This is a genomic window from Nocardia sp. CA-151230 (assembly GCF_050942175.1).
GTDB lineage: Bacteria > Actinomycetota > Actinomycetes > Mycobacteriales > Mycobacteriaceae > Nocardia.
Genome location: NZ_CP192061.1, coordinates 1,938,860 through 1,958,662, shown reverse-complemented (window position 1 = coordinate 1,958,662; position 19,803 = coordinate 1,938,860). Strand labels below are relative to the sequence as shown.

13 protein-coding genes and 1 pseudogene are annotated in these 19,803 nt (G+C 69.1%); 3 read left to right on the top strand and 11 right to left on the bottom strand.

The window, feature by feature from the left end:
- Positions 1-572: 572 nt before the first annotated feature.
- Positions 573-3,751 (top strand): annotated as a pseudogene (locus ACQP1O_RS08685) (carboxyl transferase domain-containing protein).
- A gap of 28 nt (positions 3,752-3,779) precedes the next feature.
- Here the strand turns inward: ACQP1O_RS08685 and ACQP1O_RS08680 are convergent.
- The 6 genes from ACQP1O_RS08680 to ACQP1O_RS08655 form a co-directional block, all read right to left on the bottom strand.
- Entirely contained in the window at positions 3,780-5,342 is a 1,563-nt protein-coding gene (locus ACQP1O_RS08680) for a flavin-containing monooxygenase (RefSeq protein WP_433565327.1), read from the bottom strand.
- A 149-nt stretch (positions 5,343-5,491) separates the two neighbouring features.
- Entirely contained in the window at positions 5,492-6,487 is a 996-nt protein-coding gene (locus tag ACQP1O_RS08675; protein WP_354835064.1) for a sulfate/molybdate ABC transporter ATP-binding protein, read from the bottom strand.
- Positions 6,484-7,293 carry a sulfate ABC transporter permease subunit CysW gene (gene cysW, locus ACQP1O_RS08670; protein WP_433565326.1) on the bottom strand — a complete coding sequence of 270 codons (810 nt, stop codon included), beginning with the start codon at positions 7,291-7,293 and terminating at the stop codon, positions 6,484-6,486. The genes ACQP1O_RS08675 and cysW overlap by 4 nt, the downstream gene beginning before the upstream one ends.
- Complete coding sequence (cysT, locus tag ACQP1O_RS08665) at positions 7,294-8,103, bottom strand: sulfate ABC transporter permease subunit CysT (protein WP_433567622.1); 810 nt, start codon at positions 8,101-8,103, stop codon at positions 7,294-7,296.
- A gap of 125 nt (positions 8,104-8,228) precedes the next feature.
- Positions 8,229-9,266 (bottom strand): sulfate ABC transporter substrate-binding protein, encoded by a 1,038-nt coding sequence (locus ACQP1O_RS08660; protein WP_433565325.1) that lies wholly within the window; start codon positions 9,264-9,266, stop codon positions 8,229-8,231.
- Between the two features lie 191 nt (positions 9,267-9,457).
- Positions 9,458-9,547 (bottom strand): Ms4533A family Cys-rich leader peptide, encoded by a 90-nt coding sequence (locus ACQP1O_RS08655; RefSeq protein WP_433565324.1) that lies wholly within the window; start codon positions 9,545-9,547, stop codon positions 9,458-9,460.
- A gap of 145 nt (positions 9,548-9,692) precedes the next feature.
- Here ACQP1O_RS08655 and ACQP1O_RS08650 point away from each other — a divergent pair, with 145 nt between their 5' ends.
- Entirely contained in the window at positions 9,693-10,736 is a 1,044-nt protein-coding gene (locus tag ACQP1O_RS08650; RefSeq protein WP_433565323.1) for a M48 family metallopeptidase, read from the top strand.
- A gap of 70 nt (positions 10,737-10,806) precedes the next feature.
- On the opposite strand, the gene ACQP1O_RS08645 is transcribed toward ACQP1O_RS08650, so the two are convergent.
- Complete coding sequence (locus ACQP1O_RS08645) at positions 10,807-11,055, bottom strand: hypothetical protein (protein ID WP_356997409.1); 249 nt, start codon at positions 11,053-11,055, stop codon at positions 10,807-10,809.
- Positions 11,056-11,183: 128 nt separating this feature from the next.
- Positions 11,184-11,420: a hypothetical protein gene (locus tag ACQP1O_RS08640; RefSeq protein ID WP_433565322.1), complete on the bottom strand. Its 237-nt coding sequence runs from the start codon at positions 11,418-11,420 to the stop codon at positions 11,184-11,186.
- A gap of 254 nt (positions 11,421-11,674) precedes the next feature.
- Between ACQP1O_RS08640 and ACQP1O_RS08635 the strand changes: the two genes are divergently transcribed.
- Positions 11,675-13,573 carry a glycoside hydrolase family 15 protein gene (locus ACQP1O_RS08635; RefSeq protein WP_433567621.1) on the top strand — a complete coding sequence of 633 codons (1,899 nt, stop codon included), beginning with the start codon at positions 11,675-11,677 and terminating at the stop codon, positions 13,571-13,573.
- Between the two features lie 66 nt (positions 13,574-13,639).
- Here the strand turns inward: ACQP1O_RS08635 and ACQP1O_RS08630 are convergent, their stop codons facing one another.
- The 3 genes from ACQP1O_RS08630 to lepA form a co-directional block, all read right to left on the bottom strand.
- Positions 13,640-15,454, bottom strand: coding sequence for a hypothetical protein (locus tag ACQP1O_RS08630; protein WP_433565321.1), 1,815 nt, complete (start codon positions 15,452-15,454; stop codon positions 13,640-13,642).
- Complete coding sequence (locus ACQP1O_RS08625) at positions 15,451-17,643, bottom strand: hypothetical protein (protein ID WP_433565320.1); 2,193 nt, start codon at positions 17,641-17,643, stop codon at positions 15,451-15,453. The genes ACQP1O_RS08630 and ACQP1O_RS08625 overlap by 4 nt, the downstream gene beginning before the upstream one ends.
- A 221-nt stretch (positions 17,644-17,864) precedes the next feature.
- Positions 17,865-19,712, bottom strand: a complete 1,848-nt coding sequence (lepA, locus tag ACQP1O_RS08620) for a translation elongation factor 4 (RefSeq protein ID WP_433565319.1) — start codon at positions 19,710-19,712, stop codon at positions 17,865-17,867.
- Positions 19,713-19,803: the final 91 nt, after the last annotated feature.

Sequence of the window (19,803 nt, the reverse complement as noted above, 5' to 3'; positions counted from 1 at the left end):
GCATGCGCAGCTCGGCGGTCCCCCGCCCATCGGAATCCATGGCCCCCAGCCACGGCCCGTCCGCCGCCTCGATGATGGCCGCCAGGATTTCCAGCTGCCCCACCCCGCGCCGCAGCCGCGCCGCGGCCGTCCGCAGCGCACCCGGCGTGGCCGTCATCTGATCCCAATGCATGCTCCGAACATAGCCCCCGCCGCACCCGCCGCCGTGTTCGACTGGCTGCGTGAGTGATATGCCCGACCATCCGAATATCGAGCTGGCCGTTCGCTATCACCGAGCCGTCGCGGCCTGCGCCACCGGAGCGGCCCCGGCCGCAGCGGTTCGAGTTCCACCACGCCACCGCCACCGGCGATCAGGTGGCCCGCTGGCGGTCACCTGGATCGGGTGCTCGCCATGTCGGTGGGCGCGCTCGCCGCGAGTTCGGAGATGCGGGCGGAGATCGCCGCCTTTCTCACCATCCGGGACGGATCGATCGTCGAACAACGCAACTACGACTGCTACGTCACGAAGTTCCGCCCGTTTCGGGTGATTCGTGCCATAGCCTGGCGGCGTGCGAGTTGTGGAGCCTGGCGGCGTGCGAGTTGTGGTGGCGAATCGTGGTGAGGTCGCGGTCCGGGTGGTGCGGACGGCCCGGGAGCTCGGGTATGTGACGGAAGTGCTGCACACCGCCGAGGACAGCGGCAGTCTGGCGGTCCGGCTGGCCGATCGGGCGCTCGTGCTGCCGGGCAGCGGTGCGGCGGGATACCTCGATGTCGAATCCGTGGTGCGGGCCGCGGCCGCCTGCGGACCGGGCGCGCTCGTGCACCCGGGGTACGGATTCCTCAGCGAGAGTGCGGAGTTCGCGGCGGCCTGCGCGGCGGCGGGGCTGACCTTCGTCGGGCCCGCACCGGACACGCTGCGGACCTTCGGGGACAAGATCGCGGCGCGCGAGGCGGCCGAACGGGCCGGGGCGGCGGTGCTGCCCGCGACCCGGGCCGGAGCCGGAACGGACGAGATCGCCGCGCTGCTCGCCGAACATCCCGGCGGCGTCATGGTGAAGGCGGCCGCGGGCGGCGGCGGCCGCGGCATGCGGCCCGTGGCCGAGGCGGCGCTGCTGGCGGAGGCCGTCGAACGCTGCCGGGCCGAGGCCCTCGCCGGATTCGGCGACGACAGCGTCTATGCCGAAGCCCTGGTCGACCGGGCGCGGCACATCGAGGTGCAGGTGGTGGCCGATGGGCTCGGCGCGGTGGCGCTGGGCGACCGCGATTGCAGTGTGCAGCGGCGACGGCAGAAGCTCATCGAGATCGCGCCCGCGCCGGAACTGCCCGCGGCCGTGCGGGATCGGGTGCAGCGGGAGGCGGTGCTGATCGCCGAGGCGGTGGGCTGCCGGGGCGTCATCACCGTGGAGTTCCTGGTGGACGGCACGAATGTCTGGTTCCTGGAGGTGAATCCGCGCCTGCAGGTCGAGCACACCGTGACCGAGGCGGTGACCGGCGTGGATCTGGTCGCGCTGCAACTGGACCTGGCACAGGGCCGCACACTGGCCGAACTCGACCTGCCCAAGAACGAGACCCGCGGTTACGCAGTGCAGGCGCGGGTCAATGCCGAACTGCTCGCGGCCGATGGCACGGTGCTGCCCAGCACCGGCGTGATCGGCCGCTTCGACGCCCCGACCGGAACTGGCGTGCGGGTCGACACCGCCGCCCAGGTGGGGATGCGGCAGGGGGTGCAGTTCGATTCGCTGCTCGCGAAGATCATTGCGTCCGCGCCGTCGTACCCCGCCGCGCTGCGACGGTGTTCGGACGCGCTGGCCGAGACCGTGATCAGCGGAGTCGACACCAACCTGCACCTGCTGCGCGCCGTACTCGCCGAACTCGGCGAGACGGGCCCGGTGACCACGGCCTGGTTCGAACAGCGCCTCGACGACCTGCGCTCCCGGGCAGAGGGTTTCGAGGATCCGACCGGGCCGCAGCCGGTACGGCAGGCCGCTGCCGCCGCGCTCGATCTGGACGAGGGCGAACAGGCCCTGCGCTCCCCGATGGGCGCCACCGTCGTCTCGCTGGCCGAGCCCGGAACGGTTCTCGCCGCCGGAGCCGAGGTCGCGGTCCTGGAGGCCATGAAGATGCAGCACGTGCTGCGCGCGACCGAACCGCTGCGGGTGCTGCGGCACGCGGTCGGACCGGGTGACGTGGTCGACCCGCACGCCATCCTGGTCACCTGGGTGGCCGCCGATCACGACGGCCCGGCCGCGGAATCGACCGTGGTGGACCTGGATTCGGTGCGCGCCGACCTCGCCGAGGTGCTGGACCGCCACCACACCACCCTCGACGCCCGGCGCGAGACCGCGGTCGCCAAGCGGCATCGGCTGGGCCGCCGCACCGCCCGCGAGAACATCACCGACCTGGTCGACCCCGACAGCTTCGTCGAATACGGCGCGCTGGCGGTCGCCGCCCAGCGCAGCCGCCGCAGCCTCGAGGACCTGATCGCCAACACGCCCGCCGACGGTCTGATCGCGGGCCTGGTGACCATCAATGCCGGCCGTTTCGGCCCGGACCGCACCCGCGCGCTGGTCATGTCCTACGACTACACCGTGCTCGCCGGCACCCAGGGCATGCGCAATCACGCCAAGACCGACCGCATGCTGGAACTGGCTCGTGAGCAACGGCTTCCGGTGGTCTTCTTCACCGAGGGCGGCGGCGGCCGCCCCGGCGACACCGACCACGGCGGCATCTCCGGCCTGGACGTCACCACCTTCCGCGCCATGGGCGCGCTGTCGGGCACCGTACCGCTCATCGGCATCGCCTCCGGCCGCTGCTTCGCCGGTAATGCCGCCCTGCTGGGCATGTGTGATGTCGTGATCGCCACCCCGACGCCAATATCGGCATGGGCGGCCCCGCCATGATCGAGGGCGGCGGACTGGGCGTGTACGCACCCGAGGACATCGGCCCGATCGAGGTGCAGCGCCGCAATGGCGTGGTCCACATCGTCGCCGCCGACGAGGCCGAGGCGGTCGATCTCGCCCGCCGCTACCTGTCGTACTTCCAAGGGGCGGACGCGGAGTGGGAAGCACCCGACCCGCGCCTGGCCCGGCACGTGGTGCCCGAGAACCGGCTGCGCGCCTTCGACATTCGCGCCGCCATCGACGCCATCGTGGATGTCGGGTCGGTGCTGGAACTGCGCCGGGACTGGGGCGTCGGCATCGTCACCGCCCTGGTCCGGGTCGAGGGCCGCCCCTACGGCCTCATCGCCAACGACTGCCACCACCTGGGCGGCGCCATCGACGCACCGGCGGCCGACAAACTGTCCGCCTTCCTGCAGCTCTGCGGCGCCCGCGGCCTGCCGATCGTGGCCCTCTGCGACACACCGGGTTTCATGGTCGGCCCCGAGGCCGAGGAGCACGCCACCGTCACCAAGTTCAGCCGCCTGTTCATCGACGCCGCCGCCCTCGACGTGCCCTTCGGCACCGTCATCCTGCGCAAGGGCTACGGCCTGGGCGCGCAGGCCATGGCGGCGGGCTCCTTCCGCGCACCCCGCTTCGTGATCGCCTGGCCCACCGGCGAGATCGGCGGCATGGGCCTGGAAGGCGCGGTCCGCCTGGGCTTCGCCAAGGAGCTGGCCGCCATCGAGGATCCGGCGCAGCGGCAGGCCGCCTTCGACGCACTGGTCCAGGCGGCCTACGACAGCGGCAAGGCCCTCACCGCCGCAACGGTTCTCGAACTCGACGACGTCATCGACCCGGCCGACACCCGCCGCTGGGTACGGACCCTGCGCTGAGAGGACTCCACGCTGTGAATCGGCACCGCTACACCCACTGGCCCCGGATCCTCCGGTAGCAGGCATAGGCCATGGTGAGCGCCGCGACTCCGCCGAGGGAACCGCCGGCGCTCACATACCGGCGACGCGGCGACCCGGACATCCGGGCCCGCAGGCGTTCCTCGGTGAGATCGGCGTACCGGCCGGGTAGCAGGGTGTCGAAGTACTCGGTGACGAAGTTGTCGGTGCGCCGGGTGGGCAGGCCCATGTCGCCCATCAGCTCGTCGATATGGTGCGTCAGGTACGGGCCGAGGTAGTAGCCCTCCGGGCGTTCCGGCATGACCTCGCCCAGCCACGTCCCGACACGTGCTATCTCCCTGTGCATGTCGTCGACGCCCGGCAGGGCGAGCTCACCCAGGAAATGCTGGGACAGCCAGTGCGCGGACACCTCCGCGGTGAGCTGGCAGGCGTCGGAGGAGCCGTATCCGATGAAACCGAGCCGCGGCAGCGTGGGCGGCAGAATGTGCCGGTAGAGCTGGAACCGGCCCTCGACCCGGACGGTCTTGGCCAGCTCGGGCGCCAGGAATTCCAGCTCCTGCCGCCAGCCGGTGGCGAAGACGACGACATCGGCGTCGAGCCGATCACCCCCGGCCAGTTGGACCGCGGTTCCGCCGGAGAAGGCAGCGATGGTGTCGCGACGCAAGGCGATTCGCCCACGCCGGGCCATCCGGAAGAACTCGTCGCTGACACCCAGGTTCTCGATCCCCGCCGGCAGCGGCGCGTCCGGCACCATGGCCTTCGGCGACCGCAGCAGCAACCGCATCGAGGCCGAGACCGCCCGCCAATACCGTTCCGCGAACTTCTTGCCCGGCCCGTGCAGGAACCGCTCGATCAGGGTCTGCCGGTGATAGCGGAAGAACGCTTCGGTGCTGCGGTTCAGGACGAGCCGGTCCGAGGGCACCCCGCCCGGCAGAAACCGCGGCAGCATCGGATGGGCCCGGCGGAACACCAGCGTGCACTGCCGCGCGTGCTCCCCCGCCCAGGCCGCGCAGTCCAGCGCCGACTTCCCGGCCCCGACCACCACCACCCGCCGGCCGGCGAACAGCCTCGGATCGGTGGCCCGGCTGGAATGCAGCCGCACGCCCCCGAACTCTTCCTCGCCCTCGATGACCGGCAGCCGCGGGGTGGAGAACACGCCCGCGCACACCACCACGAAGTCGAACCGCAGCTCCTCGACCCCGTTCGGGCCGCAGACCTTCAGCTCGAAGCCCCCGTCCACCTCGGACACCCGGATCACCTCGGTCGACAGCCGCAGCAGCGGCGACAGCCCGAAGCGCTCCACATAGGACGCCAGGTACTCCCGCACCTGCGCGGCCGTCGGAAACACCTCGGCCGACTCCGGATACGGGTGATCGGAGTAGGCGTAGGTATCGCGGGAGTTGTTGGTGCGCAGGCCCGGATAGGTCCGTGCCTCGATCCACACCCCGCCCGCTGCGCCCTCCTTGTCGAAGATGACGACCTCGAATCCGTCGTCCCGCAGCACTTTCGCGGTGACCAGCCCCGCGATACCGGCCCCGATGATCCCCGCTCGTTTTCCACCCGTACTCGTCACGTCCGCTGTTCCCCTCTGGACCTGCACGTTTCGAGGCTCACGCTACGGCAGCGCGAGATCCGGCGTACCTGCGTCGGGGCAACTCGCCAAACGATGGATCAATTGGGCGTGTCGTGACTTCTCACCGAAATCGCTTAAACGGGACTCGTTTACGAGACCGGAAGCTCCGGGATCCGGGTGGCACGGGCGTACACGGTCTCGCCCTCCGCCAGGTGCAACGCGGCGGCGTCACCGCGCGTCACCTGCGCGGTGAACAGATCACCGGTGGCCGCGTTGCGCAGTTCCACCCGCACCTCGAACCCGAGCTGCACGACCCGCTCCACCGTCGCGCGGGTGACACCGGCGGATTGCGCGGTGCCCTCGTGCGCGGCCAGCGCCATGCTCGGATCCCGGCCGACACGAATATCGTGCGGCCGGACCAGATGCCCGTTCAGCTTGGCCACCGCGCCCAGGAACGACATGACGAATTCATTGGCGGGCCGGTCGTACACGTCCTCCGGAGTGCCGACCTGCTCGATGCGGCCCTTGTTCATGACCGCGATGCGGTCGGCCACATCCAGGGCCTCCTCCTGGTCGTGGGTGACCAGCACGGTGGTGACGTGCACCTCCTCGTGCAGCCGCCGCAGCCAGGTGCGCAGGTCCGCACGGACTTTCGCGTCCAACGCGCCGAACGGCTCGTCCAGCAGCAGCACCTGCGGGTCCACCGCCAGCGCCCGGGCCAGGGCCATGCGCTGGCGCTGACCACCCGACAGCTGAGCCGGATACCGGTGCTGGAAGCCGTCCAGGCCGACGATCTCGAGCAGATCGTCGACCTTCTTCTTGATCTCGGCCTTGGGCCGCTTGCGGATCTTGAGCCCGAAGGCCACATTGTCGCGCACGGTCATGTGCTTGAACGCGGCGTAATGCTGGAAGACGAAGCCGATATCGCGCTTCTGCGGCGACACATTGGTGACATCGCGGCCCGCGATGGTGACCAGGCCGTTGTCGAGCGTCTCCAGTCCCGCGATCGAGCGCAGCAGCGTCGACTTGCCCGAACCGGACGGGCCCAGCAGCGCGGTCAGCTCCCCCGACGGGATGTCGATGCTGACATCGTCGAGGGCGGCGAAGGTGCCGTACCGCTTGTTCGCATTGGTCACGGTGATCATTTGGCAGTGCCCCGCTTGCGTTCGAGGAGGGTCATGAGCAGAAGAACAACGAGGGCGATGCCCATGAGCAGGGTCGCCGCGCAGTACGCGCCGAAGGTGTTGTGATCGTTCACGTATCGCCCGTTCACCAGCAGGGTGAGGGTCTGTGACTTTCCGGGCAGGCCCGTGGACACCATGATCACCGCACCGAATTCGCCCAGTGCCCGCGCCACGGTCAGCACGACGCCGTAGGTCAGGCCCCAGCGGATGGCCGGCAGCGTGATGCGCCAGAACGTCTGCCAGCCCGACGCGCCCAGGGTGGCCGCAGCCTGCTCCTGATCGTCACCGATCTCGTGCAGCACCGGCTCCACCTCGCGCACCACGAACGGCAGCGTCACGAAGATGGTGGCGATCACCATGCCCGGCAGATTGAAGATGACCTTCAACCCGTGGTGGTCCAGCCCGCCGAACCAGCCGTTGGCGCCCCACAGCAGGATCAGCGAAACACCCACCACCACCGGCGAAGTCGCCATCGGCAGATCCACCACGGCCTGCAGCAGATTGCGGCCGGGGAACTTCCCGCGCACCAGGGCGAGCGCGATGATCACACCGAAGATCACATTCACCGGCACCACGATCGCCACGATCGTCAGGGTCAGGTTGAACGCCGAGATCGCCGCGGGTGTCGAGATCGACTCGTAGAACGCGCCGAAACCGCGTTCGAAGGTGCGCCACAGGATGATGCCCAGCGGCACCAGCAACAGTACGAACAGATACGCCAGCGCCACCGTGCGCAGCGAGATCCTGGTCCAGAAACCGAGTTTCATCTACGCCTCCCGTTCCTTGCGCGCCAAGCGGTCCGAGGTGACCCGCAGGACGAACAGGGTGACCAGCGAGATGGCCAGCAGCGCCACGGAGACCGCGGCGGCGTTCACCGGGCGGTCCACCTCGATCTGCTGCTGGATGTACTGCGAGGCCATCTGCGTCTTCTTCGGGATGCCGCCGCCGATCAGCACCACCGAGCCGTACTCGCCGATGGCGCGCGCGAACGCCAGGCCCGAGCCGCTCACGATGGCGGGGGCCAGCGTCGGCAGGATGATGGTCCGGAAAGTGGTCCAGTTGTCCGCGCCCAGCGACGCGGCCGCCTGCTCCACATCCTGGTCGGCTTCGATGAGCACCGGCTGCACCGACCGCACCACGAACGGCAGCGTCACGAACGCCAGCGCCACCACCAGACCCGGCTGGGTGGCGTTGAGGTGGATGTCGAACGGCGACTGCGGCCCGTACAGCGCCAGCAGCACGATGCTGGCCACGATGGTGGGCAGGGCGAACGGCAGGTCGATGAGGCCGTTCACGAACCCCTTGCCCGGGAACTCGTCCCGCACCAGCACCCAGGCGATGAGCGTGCCCATCACCACATTGATCAGCGTCACGACGACCGACACGAGGACGGTCACCTTCAGGGCGTCCACCGCACCGGGCGCGGTGACCGCGTCCCAGAACCCGGACCAGCCGTTCTCGAAGGACTTGACGGTCAGCGCCGCCAGCGGCAGCAGCACGATGATGCTGAGCCACAGCACGGAGGTGCCGATGCCGAGCGGGCCCACCGACCCGCTGACCCGGAACCAGGAACGGATCCGGCCCGGACCCGCCGCCCGACGCGGGTTGTCGTCTACCGAAACGCCGGGATCATGATCGATCCCGGCGTTCGAACTGCTGTCACTCACGGTTTCGAGTATCGCTTGTGTCGCAGGTCACCCGGCTACTTGGTGGCCTTGTCGTAGATCTGGGCCACCGAACCGGTGTTCGGCGTGAACAGCTCCTTGTCCACGACCTTCCAGCCACCCAGATCGTCGATGGTGTACAGCTTCTGCGGGGTCGGGAAGTCCTTGGCGTGGTCCGCGCGCACCTGCGGATCGACCGGGCGGAAGCCCGCCCCGGCGAACGCCTGCTGCGCGTCCTTGGTGTAGAGGAAGTCGCGGAAGGCGATGGCCTGCTTGAGGTTCTTGGCGTTCTTCAGCACCGCCACCGGGTTGTCGATCCGGAAGGTGGTGTCGGGCACGACGTGCTCGATCGGATCGCCCTTGGTCTCGGAGAAGATGGCCTCGTTCTCGTAGCTGATCAGCACGTCACCGGTGCCCTGCAGGAAGGCGTCGGTGGCCTCGCGGCCCGACTTCGGCTGCACGTGCACGTGGGTGAGCAGCTGGCTCAGGTAGTCCAGACCGGCCTGCGGGTTCTTGCCGCCCTCGCTCTTGGCGGCGTACGGGGCGAGCAGGTTCCACTTGGCCGAGCCCGAGCTGAACGGGTTGGGGGTGACCACCTCGATGCCCGGCTTGAGCAGGTCGTCCCAGTTCTTGATGCCCTTCGGATTGCCCTTGCGGACCGCGATGGCCACCACCGAACCGAACGGAACACCCTTGTTGGCGTCGGAGTTCCAGCCCGCGTCGATCTGACCGGAGTCCACCAGGCGAGTGATGTCGGGCTCGACGGAGAAGCTCACCACATCCGCCTCGGCGCCGTCCTTCACCTTGCGGGACTGATCGCCGGAGGGACCGTAGGAGGCCTGGAACTGGGTGCCCTTACCGGCGTCGGTCTTGTTGAAGACCGGAATCACCTTGTCGTAGGCGGCCTTCGCCACCGAGTAGGCGTAGAGGTTGATATTGCCGCCGCCTCCGCCGGCCGGGCCGCTGTCCTTGGTGTCGCTCGCGCCGCCGCTGCAGGCGGTCAGCACGGTGGCCGCGACCGCGGTGAGGGCGACGGCGAAGGTAGATCGGCGGGAGAGGCGAATATTGCGCGACATCGGCGTGGACCTTTCGGGGCACCCACCGGTGGGACGTCGACCGGCGGGAATGGACGTACTGCCGTAGACCCGTCGCGTGGGAATGTCGCGACGGTGGCGCTTCGGCCCGAGGGCCGCCGGGGGACGAACACGAACTGCGAAAAATGCGCGCGCCAAGTCTACTCAGACGTGCAGCAGTGCCCGATCGGCCATCAACGACAGTGAATGTCCGCGACCGCGAGGCAACCCACAGCGATCAACGCCAATTCATGGCGGACCAGGGGCAGAGCACTCGAAGACACCCGGCGACTTTAGCAGAGCAGCACGTCAGGTGGCGAATTTCGGACGGCGGTTGGAATCGACTCGAGCACAACCCTGGACGGACGCGGCAGACTGTATCGAGCGACCCGATAACGCATCGCCTGCTGAACACACACGGGGGAATCGATGACCACACCCGCTCGTCTCCGCCGGGAGTTCCCCGGCATCTCCACTCGCGCCTGGGAGCATCCCGCCGACCGCACCGCACTGGTCGGGCTGCGGCAGCTGAGTGGATTCGACACCCTGCTGCGGACGCTGTCCGGGTTGTTGCAGGAGCGGCAGCACCGGCTCATGTACCTGGCGACCGCGGTGCGGGTCGACGAGCGGCAGTTCAAGAACATCCATCAGCTGCGCGAGGACGCGGTCAAGATCCTCGACGCGCAGCGCACGCCGGAGATGTTCGTGTTGCAGCAGCCGGAGGCCAATGCCTTCACCATCGGCATGGACCGGCCGTTCATCGTGCTGACCACCGGGCTGCTGGATCTGCTCGATCACGAGGAACTGCGGTTCGTGGTCGGCCACGAACTCGGGCACGCCCTGTCGGGACACGCGGTCTACCGGACCATGCTCATGCACCTGATGCGGCTGGCGGCCAATGTCGGCTGGATGCCGGTGGGCGGCTGGGCTTTACGCGCCATCGTGGCGGCGCTGCTGGAGTGGAGCCGCAAGTCCGAACTGTCCGGCGACCGGGCCGGGCTGCTGGTCGGACAGGACGTGGAAGCGTCGGTCCGGGTGCACATGAAGCTGGCGGGCGGATCGCGGGTGGACCAGATGAGCCATGCCGCCTTCCTGGCCCAGGCCGATGACTACGACCGGGCCGGCGACCTGCGCGACGGCGTGCTCAAACTCCTCAATCTGGAGCTGCAGACCCACCCGTTCTCGGTGCTGCGGGCGGCCGAGCTGCGACGCTGGATCGCGAGCGGCGACTACGACCGGATCCTCGACGGCCAGTACCCGCGCCGGGATCAGGACAAGAACGCCCGTATCAGCGAGGAGATCAAACACGCCGCCCGGTCCTACCGGGAGAACTTCGACCAGTCCGAGGACCCGCTGATCCGCACCGTGCGCAACCTCGGCCGCGATGTCGGGGCCGCGGTCGGCACGGTGGGCCAGGAAGTCAGCGACACACTGTCGAAGCTGGGCAAGCGAATCCGCGGATCCGACGACTGACAAGGAAATGGGGGTGGGGGGGCCAGGCCCCCGCACCCCCATTCGAGTCGAAGCTCGGTAGCCCGAAGGGTTACTCGTCGCCCTCGACCACGGGCGGGGTCTCGAGGATGTCGAGGATCCACTCCTCGGTGGCGCTCTCGGCATCCTCCTCGTCGGGGCGGATGCGGTTGGTGAGACGCACGCCCAGACCCAGCAGCTGGGCGGCCTTCACCATGTCGATGGCCTCGTCGGGGCCGCAGTAGTGGGTGGCGATCAGACGGGGCTCGTCCTCGAAGTCTTCTTCGGACAGCACCAGTTCCAGGCCTTCATCGGTTGACATGGGTCTGCACAGTACGCCGAGAATTCGCCCGGGCGGTACCGAAACTCGCTCAGCGAGTGAACAACCAGGCGACGACTACGAGAACAAGAAGTGCGATCAGGGCGAGCTGGACACGAGAGCGAGGCATCTCAGGCGGCTTCCTTCCGGATGCGGCGTGGCGACGTGGCGGGGATCGTGGCCTCCCGGGCGGCGATCCGATCACGGCCGAGCACGTGCAACACCACCCGCAGCGTCCGGTCGAGCAGGTAGGCGATGGCCAGGCAGACCGGGACCATGGCGGCCAGCACCACCGCGAACTGGGGAACGAAGGGCAGGCCGGCCACCCAGAGTTCGACGCCGTCCCACCATCCTGCGATCGCATGCACGACCCCAGCCTAGGCCGACTGGTGAGCGGTGGACGATTCGGGCCGTTCAGACCGATCATGGTGGTATGGATGCGTACGACGAACCGGAATCCGCCGACCGTCCGCTCGGCAGCGAGACAGGCATCGATCCCAACGAGGACATCGATCCCAACGAGGGCTATGACGATCCGTCCGAGGTAGACGCCCCGCGCGACCCGCTCTCGCCCGCGGACCCCGCCCTGGCGGACGCCTTCCTGCCCACCGCGACCGGCGGGATGCATCATTCCGTGTTTCCCCCCATCGACGACTACGCCTTCCTGTCCGACTGTGAGACCAACTGCCTCATCGCCCGCAATGGCTCGGTGGAGTGGATGTGCATCCCGCGGCCGGACTCCCCGAGCCTCTTCGGGGCCATGCTGGACCGCAGCGCGGGCCACTTCCGCATCGGCCCCTACGGCCGCAAGGTGCCGGCCGCCCGCCGGTATCTGCCCGGCGGGCTGATCGTGGAGACCACCTGGCAGACCGAGACCGGCTGGCTCATCGTGCGTGACGCGCTGGTGCTGGGTCCGTGGCACAACAACCGGTCCCGCAGCCGCAGCCACAAGCGCACGCCCATGGACTGGGACGCCGAGCACATGCTGCTGCGCACGGTGAAGTGTGTGAACGGCGTGGTCGAGCTGGAGATGAGCTGCGAGCCCGCCTTCGACTACCACCGCGGCCCGGCCACCTGGCACTACAGCGGCGACGTGTACGAAAGGGCCAGTGCCACCTGCGAGATCGAGGGCGCCCCGAGCCTCACGCTGACCACGGATCTGCGGCTGGGAATCGAGGGCCGCGAGGCCCGCGCCCGCACCCGCATGAAAGAGGGCGACGAGGTGTTCGTGGCCCTGTCCTGGTCGGACCTGCCGCCGCCGCGCACTTTCGCCGAGGCGGCGGAGAAGATGTGGCAGACCACCGAGTGCTGGCGGCAGTGGATCACGCTGGGGCGCTTCCCCGATCACCCGTGGCGCGGCTACCTGCAGCGCAGCGCGCTGACCCTGAAGGGCCTCACCTACGCGCCCACCGGCGCGCTGCTGGCGGCGGCCACCACCTCGCTGCCGGAAACCCCCGGCGGCGAACGCAACTGGGACTACCGCTACACCTGGGTGCGCGACTCCACCTTCGCCCTGTGGGGTCTGTACACCCTCGGCCTGGATCGGGAGGCCGACGACTTCTTCGCCTTCCTGCACGATGTCGCGACCGACGACAACGGCAAACCGGTGTCGCTGCAGGTGCTCTACGGCATCGGCGGGGAACGCCAGATCACCGAGTCCGAACTCCCCCACCTGTCCGGTTACGACGGCGCGCGGCCGGTGCGCATCGGCAACGGCGCCTACAACCAGGAGCAGCACGACATCTGGGGCACCATCCTGGATTCCGTGTACCTGCACGTGAAGTCGCGTCAGCAGGTGCCGGAAACGTTGTGGCCCATGCTCGAACGACAGGTGCAGGCGGCAATCGAGAACTGGCGCAGTCCCGATCGCGGAATCTGGGAGGTCCGCGGCGAGCCGCAGCACTTCACCTCCTCGAAGGTCATGTGCTGGGTGGCGTTGGACCGCGGCGCGAAACTGGCCGAGCTGCACGGGGAATTCGACTATGCCCGGAAGTGGCACGAGATCGGCGAGGAGATCCGCGCCGACATCCTCGACAACGGCGTCAACTCCGATGGCGTGTTCACCCAGAGCTACGGCAGCGACACCCTGGATGCCTCACTGTTGCTGGTGGTGCTGCTCCGCTTCCTGCCGCCCACCGATCACCGGGTGCGGGCCACCGTGCTGGCCATCGCCGACGACCTGACCGAGAACGGCCTGGTGCTGCGCTACCGCACCGAGACCACCGACGATGGCCTGTCGGGCGAGGAAGGTTCGTTCACCATCTGCTCGTTCTGGCTGGTGTCGGCGCTGGTGGAAATCGGTGAGCTGCACCGCGCCCGGCAGCTGTGCGAGCGGCTGCTCGGCTATGCCAGCCCGCTCAAGCTGTACGCCGAGGAAATCGACTCTCGGACCGGACGGCACCTGGGCAACTTCCCGCAGGCCTTCACCCACCTGGCGCTGATCAACGCGGTCATGCACGTGATCCGGGCCGAGGAATCCCATCACGTGGGCCAGTTCCATCCGGCGCACCCTGGGCGCTGAAAGACGACCGGGAAAAAGGAATCGGCCGCTCTCGCGGCCGATTCCTCTCGGTACCAGGGGTTCTCGTCAGTACGAGGGGTTCTCGCCGATCGCGTCGGCGTGCTCGCGGATATCGCGCAACCGGACCAGCGAGCGCTCGATCTCGGTCAGCCGCGCCTCCCGCCCCGCACCCGAGTGCACGGTGGCCGCCTCCTCGGCGGCGCGCAGCGAGGCGTCCACCGAACGCAGTGTGGCCGTGGCGATCTCGGTGAAGTGATCGCGCAGGCTGCGCTGCACCGCGCGCAGCCGATAGCGGGACTCCTTGCTCACCTGGAAGATCACATCGTCCATGAGCCGGGCCACCGCCATCTTGGCCTCGGCCTGGCGGCGCTGGCGGCGGGCCTTGCGGTCGTCCCACAGCGCGTTCACGCCCAGCAGCACCGCCGCGCCGCCGGAGTACCAGTTGACCAGCGACATGTGCAGCAGGCTGGTGATCAGGCCGACCATGAGCAGGCCGCCGTAGGAGCCGCGCAGGGCGGTCAGCACCTGCTGGGTGATGCCGTGCTTGGCGCTGTCCAGATTGTCCAGCGCGGCAACAGGTTCCAGCACCGCGCCGACATCACCCGGATTGTCGAGCTTGAGATCCGGGGTGGGGATGCCACTGTCGGGGAACTTCGCCGCCACCTGCTCGGCCAGCTCCACCGACCGGTAGTGGGCGATGACGAAGTTCTCCTCCACCGCCTCACAGATCTTGGCGTCCAGATCCGCACCGAAATCCGCCCAGCGCCGGACCGGATCGCCCTTCATGATGTCGGCCTCGGCGTCGCGGATCAGGCTGCGCAGCCGGTGCCGCAGATCGTGTTCGGTGTCGGCCATCAGCTCGCCCGCGCCGTCGGCCAGGGTGACCTGCCAGTTGGCCGAGCGCTGGCGGAGCTGCTCGGCCTCCTCGCGGGTGCGGCGCAACTGCTCGGTGATGACGGTCAGCCGGCGCGGATCCCGCAGCGTCTCGGCCTCGCTGCGCAGGGCCAGCGACAGATGGTCGGTGATGAGCCGGATATCGCGCACCGCGGCCTCCACCGCGACGGCGTCCGCGCGGCCCAGCACATAGGAGCGCAGATGGTCGAGCAGTTGCGGCACACCGGATTCCAGATCCAGCTGTCCGTCCCCCGAGGCGGCGGCGTGCTCGTGCAGCCGCGCCGAGGCCGGGGCCACCGCGAAGGCCAGCCCGGCGTCGTCGAGCAGCTGCCGGTCGTGCTGCTGCACCTGCGGCCACTGCGGATACTGGTCGATCTTGTTGAGCACGCAGACGACCGTCGGGCACACCTGCTGAATCCGCTGCAGCTGCTCGATCTGCGCCGGGGTGAACGGCGCCCGGGCATCGGCCACGTACAGCACCGCGTCCGCGGCGGCGATCAGCGACCAGGTGGCCGGCGCCTCGGCGGGCGCGCCGGGCGCGTCCAGCACCACGAAGCCCTCCGCCAGCAGCGGGCTGGGCTGGGTGAACTCGGCCCGGATGACGTCACCGGAATCCAGCTCGGCCAGCGCCGCGTGCGGATCCACGGCGGTGCGCTGGGCGGTGCCGCCCGGGCTCGCCTTCACCAGGGTGGCACTGGGCTGCGGACCGTACTCGGCGATCACCGGGACGCTGGCCTGGCCCTCGGTGGCGCTCACCGCGGCCCCGACCAGGCTGTTGACCAGCGTGCTCATCCCACTCTTGGATTCGCCCACCACGACCAGCCGCACCCGCGGGTCGGCCAGGCGCGCACGCGCGATGCCCAGCCGCCCGGACAGATCGAGACGGCCGGAGGCGTGGGTCAGTTCGAGCAAGCGGTCGAGCAGATCGACCAGTGGACCCAGCGCATCGGGATTCTTCACCGCTACCTGATGACCGGCGGCGCTCACAGCAGCAGCATGTGATCGCCCGGACCCTGCACCGGGTAGTGGGCGTCGACGAACGAGGCATCGGGACCGAGGCCGGAGAACAGCCCGGCATCGTGCGCCAGCAGACCGCCGTCGTGCACCGAGAGCGGGTGCAGCGCGGCGTCGTCGGTGATCGGCAGCACGTGATTACCCGAATCGAACTGGTCCGCTATGGGTTTCACCGGCTGCGGCGGGTCGATGTGCGGCGGCGTGGTGATCGGCTGCTGCACGGTCGGCACCGGGGCGACGGTCGGCACGGGTGCGACCGAAACACTGGGCTGCCCACTGTGATCGGGCACGGTCGGCTGCGCCGTCGGGGCGGTCGGGTGCGGCGGGTTGGTGACGGTCGGCTGATGGGTCGGCACGGGCGCGTCGGTCGGCACCGTGACGGTCGGCGTGCTGCCGTGGGTGCCGGAATCGTCGACCGGCTTCTGCGGCTTGACGGTGATGTCGGTGTCGCCACCGGAGGTCACCGGCGGAGTCACCACCGGGGTGCTGCCGCCCTTGGTGAGATCGGGGTCCAGGCCCGGGATCTTGGTGGTCGGAATCGGCGGCACGGTGGTGAGCACCGGCACGGGATCGGTCTTGGCCGGCACGCTGACGTGCGGAGCGGGCGTCGGCGTGGCCGCCGGCTGCACCGGCTTGTCCACCAGCGGCGCCGGGTGGACGGGCGCGGTGGGCTCGCCACTGGCCAGTACCGGCTGGCGACCATGATCGAACAGTGCGGGGGCCACGGCCGCGGGCGCGGTCAGCGGCGACGGACCGCCGTGTGTCGACAGCAGATTCGCGATCGGCTGGTTGGCGGCATCGGGCTGGATGGTGGTCTGCAACGGCGTCACCGCGACCGGCTGCGCCACCGCGACCGGCGAGACCACGACCGGGGCGACGGCGGCGGGCGACACGGGCGCGGCGACCGGCGCGGGCGCCGGCGTGAACGTCACGGGCGCGGCCGGCGCCGACGGCGCGACCGGGGTGGTCCCGAGGGACAGCGGACCCGACGGCGCGGCGGTGCTCGGCGCACCGACCGGCGAGCCGGACAGATTCAGCGGCGAGCCGCTCGCCGCACCGGGCGAATTCGCGCCCGGCACAGCGGAAGTGGGCGCGGAACCGGTCGGCGCCTCGGACATGCCCTGGCCCGGAACGGAATTCGCGGCAGCGGGCGTGGTCGAGCCCTGAGACGGGAAGGGCTGCCCCAGATTGTTGGGCGTCGAGGCGCCCGGCAGGCTCGGCGCGCCACCGTTGTTCGGCAGCGTCGTATTCGCCGGGATGTGCGAAATCCCCTGTCCCAGTTGCTGACCGTAGGCATCGAGCTGGTGCCCGACCGCACCGGCGCCCACGTTCACCGACAGATTCGAGTGGACCCACGCGCCATCCAGCCCGACATGGGCGTCGAACGACCAGTCGGTGCCGACGAAGACACCGGCGCCCTGGCCTGCCGTGCCGCCGACGCCGTCGAACGGCCCGGAGTGGTCCGCGAGACCGGTGTCGGCGCCGGGCGCGAAGGACGCGCCGTTCATACCGGGCAGGTGCATCCCGGTGGCGCCGGGCAGCCCGAAACCGGGCAGGCCCTGCTGGAAGCCGGGCAGACCCTGCAGGAAGTTCGGCTGCTGCTGGTCGAGGGTCGGCAGATGCGGCTGGGCCGGAGCCGAATCCGCCTGCTGGTCAGTGGAATTGTCGAGCGGCAGACCCCAGCCGGGACGCGGGCCGTAGGTCGGCAGGCCGGACACGCCGGTGTCGGTGTCGGGCAGGCCGAGGCCGTGGAAGCCGGAGATCGCCGGATCGTTGGCCGGGATCGCGTCGAGCGACGGGAACAGTCCCGCGTCGGTGCCGTGCTGGTAGTCGCCGAGCGGGCCGAAGTGCCCGTTCACCGGCGCGGCGGCCGCCGGACCATGGTGCGGGAGCACCGAATCCGCGGTCAGGTCGGGGAAGGTGATGGTCGGGCTCGGCACATTCGGCTGCGGGTCCTCGACCTCCGACCAGCCCACGTTCTTGCTGTCGTGGTTGATGGCCGGGGTGCCGCCGTGATTGCCGCCGGCGGCGATGAGCGCGCCACCGGTGACGTACGCGCCCGCCCTGGCCACGCGCGCGACTCCGTTGGCAATGCGGTAGGCGGCGTCTCCGCCGTCGTCACCGGCGGCGGCAGCGTCGTCGAAGGGCAGATCACGCGTCATGTGGGCTCCGCTCTCAGGGCTTCGGCGACCCGCCGCGCGGGCCGCCGAACCGAACTCGTTTCACACCCTATTTCCGGATAACCGGTCTGTCACATCCACCAGGTGAGAGGCGGTGTGCTCAGCGGTGCGTCACATAGCTTGTCACCCGGCATATCAGTACGGAAGACCCATTTTCCAGCTGCATACCGAACCTTGCACCCGACCGGACGACCGGGACTCTGCTACTTCTTCTTGTCCGTCGCGGAATCCGTGGACAACGCGGCCACGAAGGCTTCCTGCGGCACGTCGACACGACCGATCGTCTTCATGCGCTTCTTGCCTTCCTTCTGCTTCTCGAGCAGCTTGCGCTTACGGCTGATGTCACCGCCGTAGCACTTGGCGAGCACGTCCTTGCGGATCGCCCGGATGTTCTCGCGCGCAATGATCTTCGAGCCGATGGCCGCCTGGATCGGCACCTCGAACTGCTGCCGGGGAATGAGCTCGCGCAGCTTGGTGGTCATCTTGTGTCCGTAGGCCTGGGCGGCGTCCCGGTGCACGATGGCCGAGAACGCGTCGACGGCCTCGCCCTGCAACAGGATGTCCACCTTGACCAGATCCGCCTGCTGCTCGCCGGCCTCCTCGTAGTCGAGCGAGGCGTAGCCGCGGGTGCGCGACTTCAGCGAGTCGAAGAAGTCGAAGATGATCTCCGCCATGGGCAGCGTGTACCGCATCTCCACGCGGGTCTCGGACAGGTAGTCCATACCGAGCAGCTCGCCGCGCCGGGCCTGGCACAGTTCCATGATGGTGCCGATGAATTCGCTGGGCGCGATCACCGTGCACTTGGTGATCGGCTCGTAGATCTCCCGCACCTTGCCCTCGGGCCAGAACGACGGGTTGGTGACCACGTGCTCGCTGCCGTCCTCCATGACCACGCGGTAGATCACGTTGGGCGCGGTGGAGATCAGGTCGAGCCCGAATTCGCGCTGCAGGCGCTCGCGGGTGATCTCCATGTGCAGCAGTCCGAGGAAGCCACATCGGAAGCCGAAGCCCAGGGCCACAGAGGTTTCCGGCACGTACGTCAGCGCGGCGTCGTTGAGCTGCAGCTTGTCCAGGGCGTCGCGCAGGTCCGGATAGTCGGAGCCGTCGACCGGGTAGAGACCCGAGTACACCATCGGCCGCGGTTCCTGGTACCCGGCCAAGGCCTCGGTCGCGCCGTCGCGCGCGGAGGTGACGGTGTCACCGACCTTCGACTGCCGGACATCCTTCACACCGGTGATGAGGTAGCCCACCTCGCCGACGCCGAGGCCCGCGGTGGGCTTGGGCTCGGGCGAGACGATGCCGATCTCGAGCAGTTCGTGCGTCGCGCCGGTGGACATCATCTTGATCTTCTGGCGCGGGGTCAGCTTGCCGTCCACCACGCGCACGTAGGTGACGACACCGCGGTAGGTGTCGTAGACCGAGTCGAAGATGAGGGCGCGGGCGGGCGCGTCGGCATCGCCGACCGGCGGCGGGATCTCCGCGATCACCTTGTTCAGCAGCTCAGGCACGCCGACACCGGTCTTGCCCGACACCCGGAGCACGTCCTCCGGCTCACAGCCCACGATGTGGGCGAGCTCGGCGGCGTAGCGGTCCGGGTCCGCGGCCGGGAGATCGATCTTGTTGAGCACCGGGATGATGGTGAGATCGCGTTCCATGGCCAGGTACAGGTTGGCCAGGGTCTGCGCCTCGATGCCCTGCGCCGCGTCGACGAGCAGGATCGCGCCCTCACACGCCTCCAGCGCGCGCGACACCTCGTAGGTGAAGTCGACGTGTCCCGGGGTGTCGATCAGGTGCAGGACGTAGTCCTCGCCGTCGACCTGCCACGGCAGCCGCACGTTCTGAGCCTTGATGGTGATGCCGCGCTCACGCTCGATATCCATGCGGTCCAGGTACTGGGCGCGCATGGCCCGCTCCTCGACCACTCCGGTGAGTTGCAGCATGCGGTCGGCCAGCGTCGATTTCCCGTGGTCGATGTGCGCGATGATGCAGAAGTTCCTGATCCGGCTGGGATCGGTGAACGTCTTGTCGGCGAAGCTGCTAATCGGAGTCACTCCTCGGCATGGCGAAACAGCGGCATGTCAACCCGAAAGTCTACGGTGCTCCATTCTTGGCCTCCGCTCCGCTCCGGAGAGTTCGCGGCCC

What these genes read in the sequence shown, in the direction of transcription:
- ACQP1O_RS08675 (WP_354835064.1), bottom strand. Translation starts at nt 6,487, where the DNA reads ATGATCACCGTGACCAATGCGAACAAGCGGTACGGCACCTTCGCCGCC.
- cysW (WP_433565326.1), bottom strand. Translation starts at nt 7,293, where the DNA reads ATGAAACTCGGTTTCTGGACCAGGATCTCGCTGCGCACGGTGGCGCTG.
- ACQP1O_RS08660 (WP_433565325.1), bottom strand. Translation starts at nt 9,266, where the DNA reads ATGTCGCGCAATATTCGCCTCTCCCGCCGATCTACCTTCGCCGTCGCC.
- ACQP1O_RS08650 (WP_433565323.1), top strand. Translation starts at nt 9,693, where the DNA reads ATGACCACACCCGCTCGTCTCCGCCGGGAGTTCCCCGGCATCTCCACT.
- ACQP1O_RS08645 (WP_356997409.1), bottom strand. Translation starts at nt 11,055, where the DNA reads ATGTCAACCGATGAAGGCCTGGAACTGGTGCTGTCCGAAGAAGACTTC.
- ACQP1O_RS08635 (WP_433567621.1), top strand. Translation starts at nt 11,675, where the DNA reads ATGCATCATTCCGTGTTTCCCCCCATCGACGACTACGCCTTCCTGTCC.
- ACQP1O_RS08625 (WP_433565320.1), bottom strand. Translation starts at nt 17,643, where the DNA reads ATGACGCGTGATCTGCCCTTCGACGACGCTGCCGCCGCCGGTGACGAC.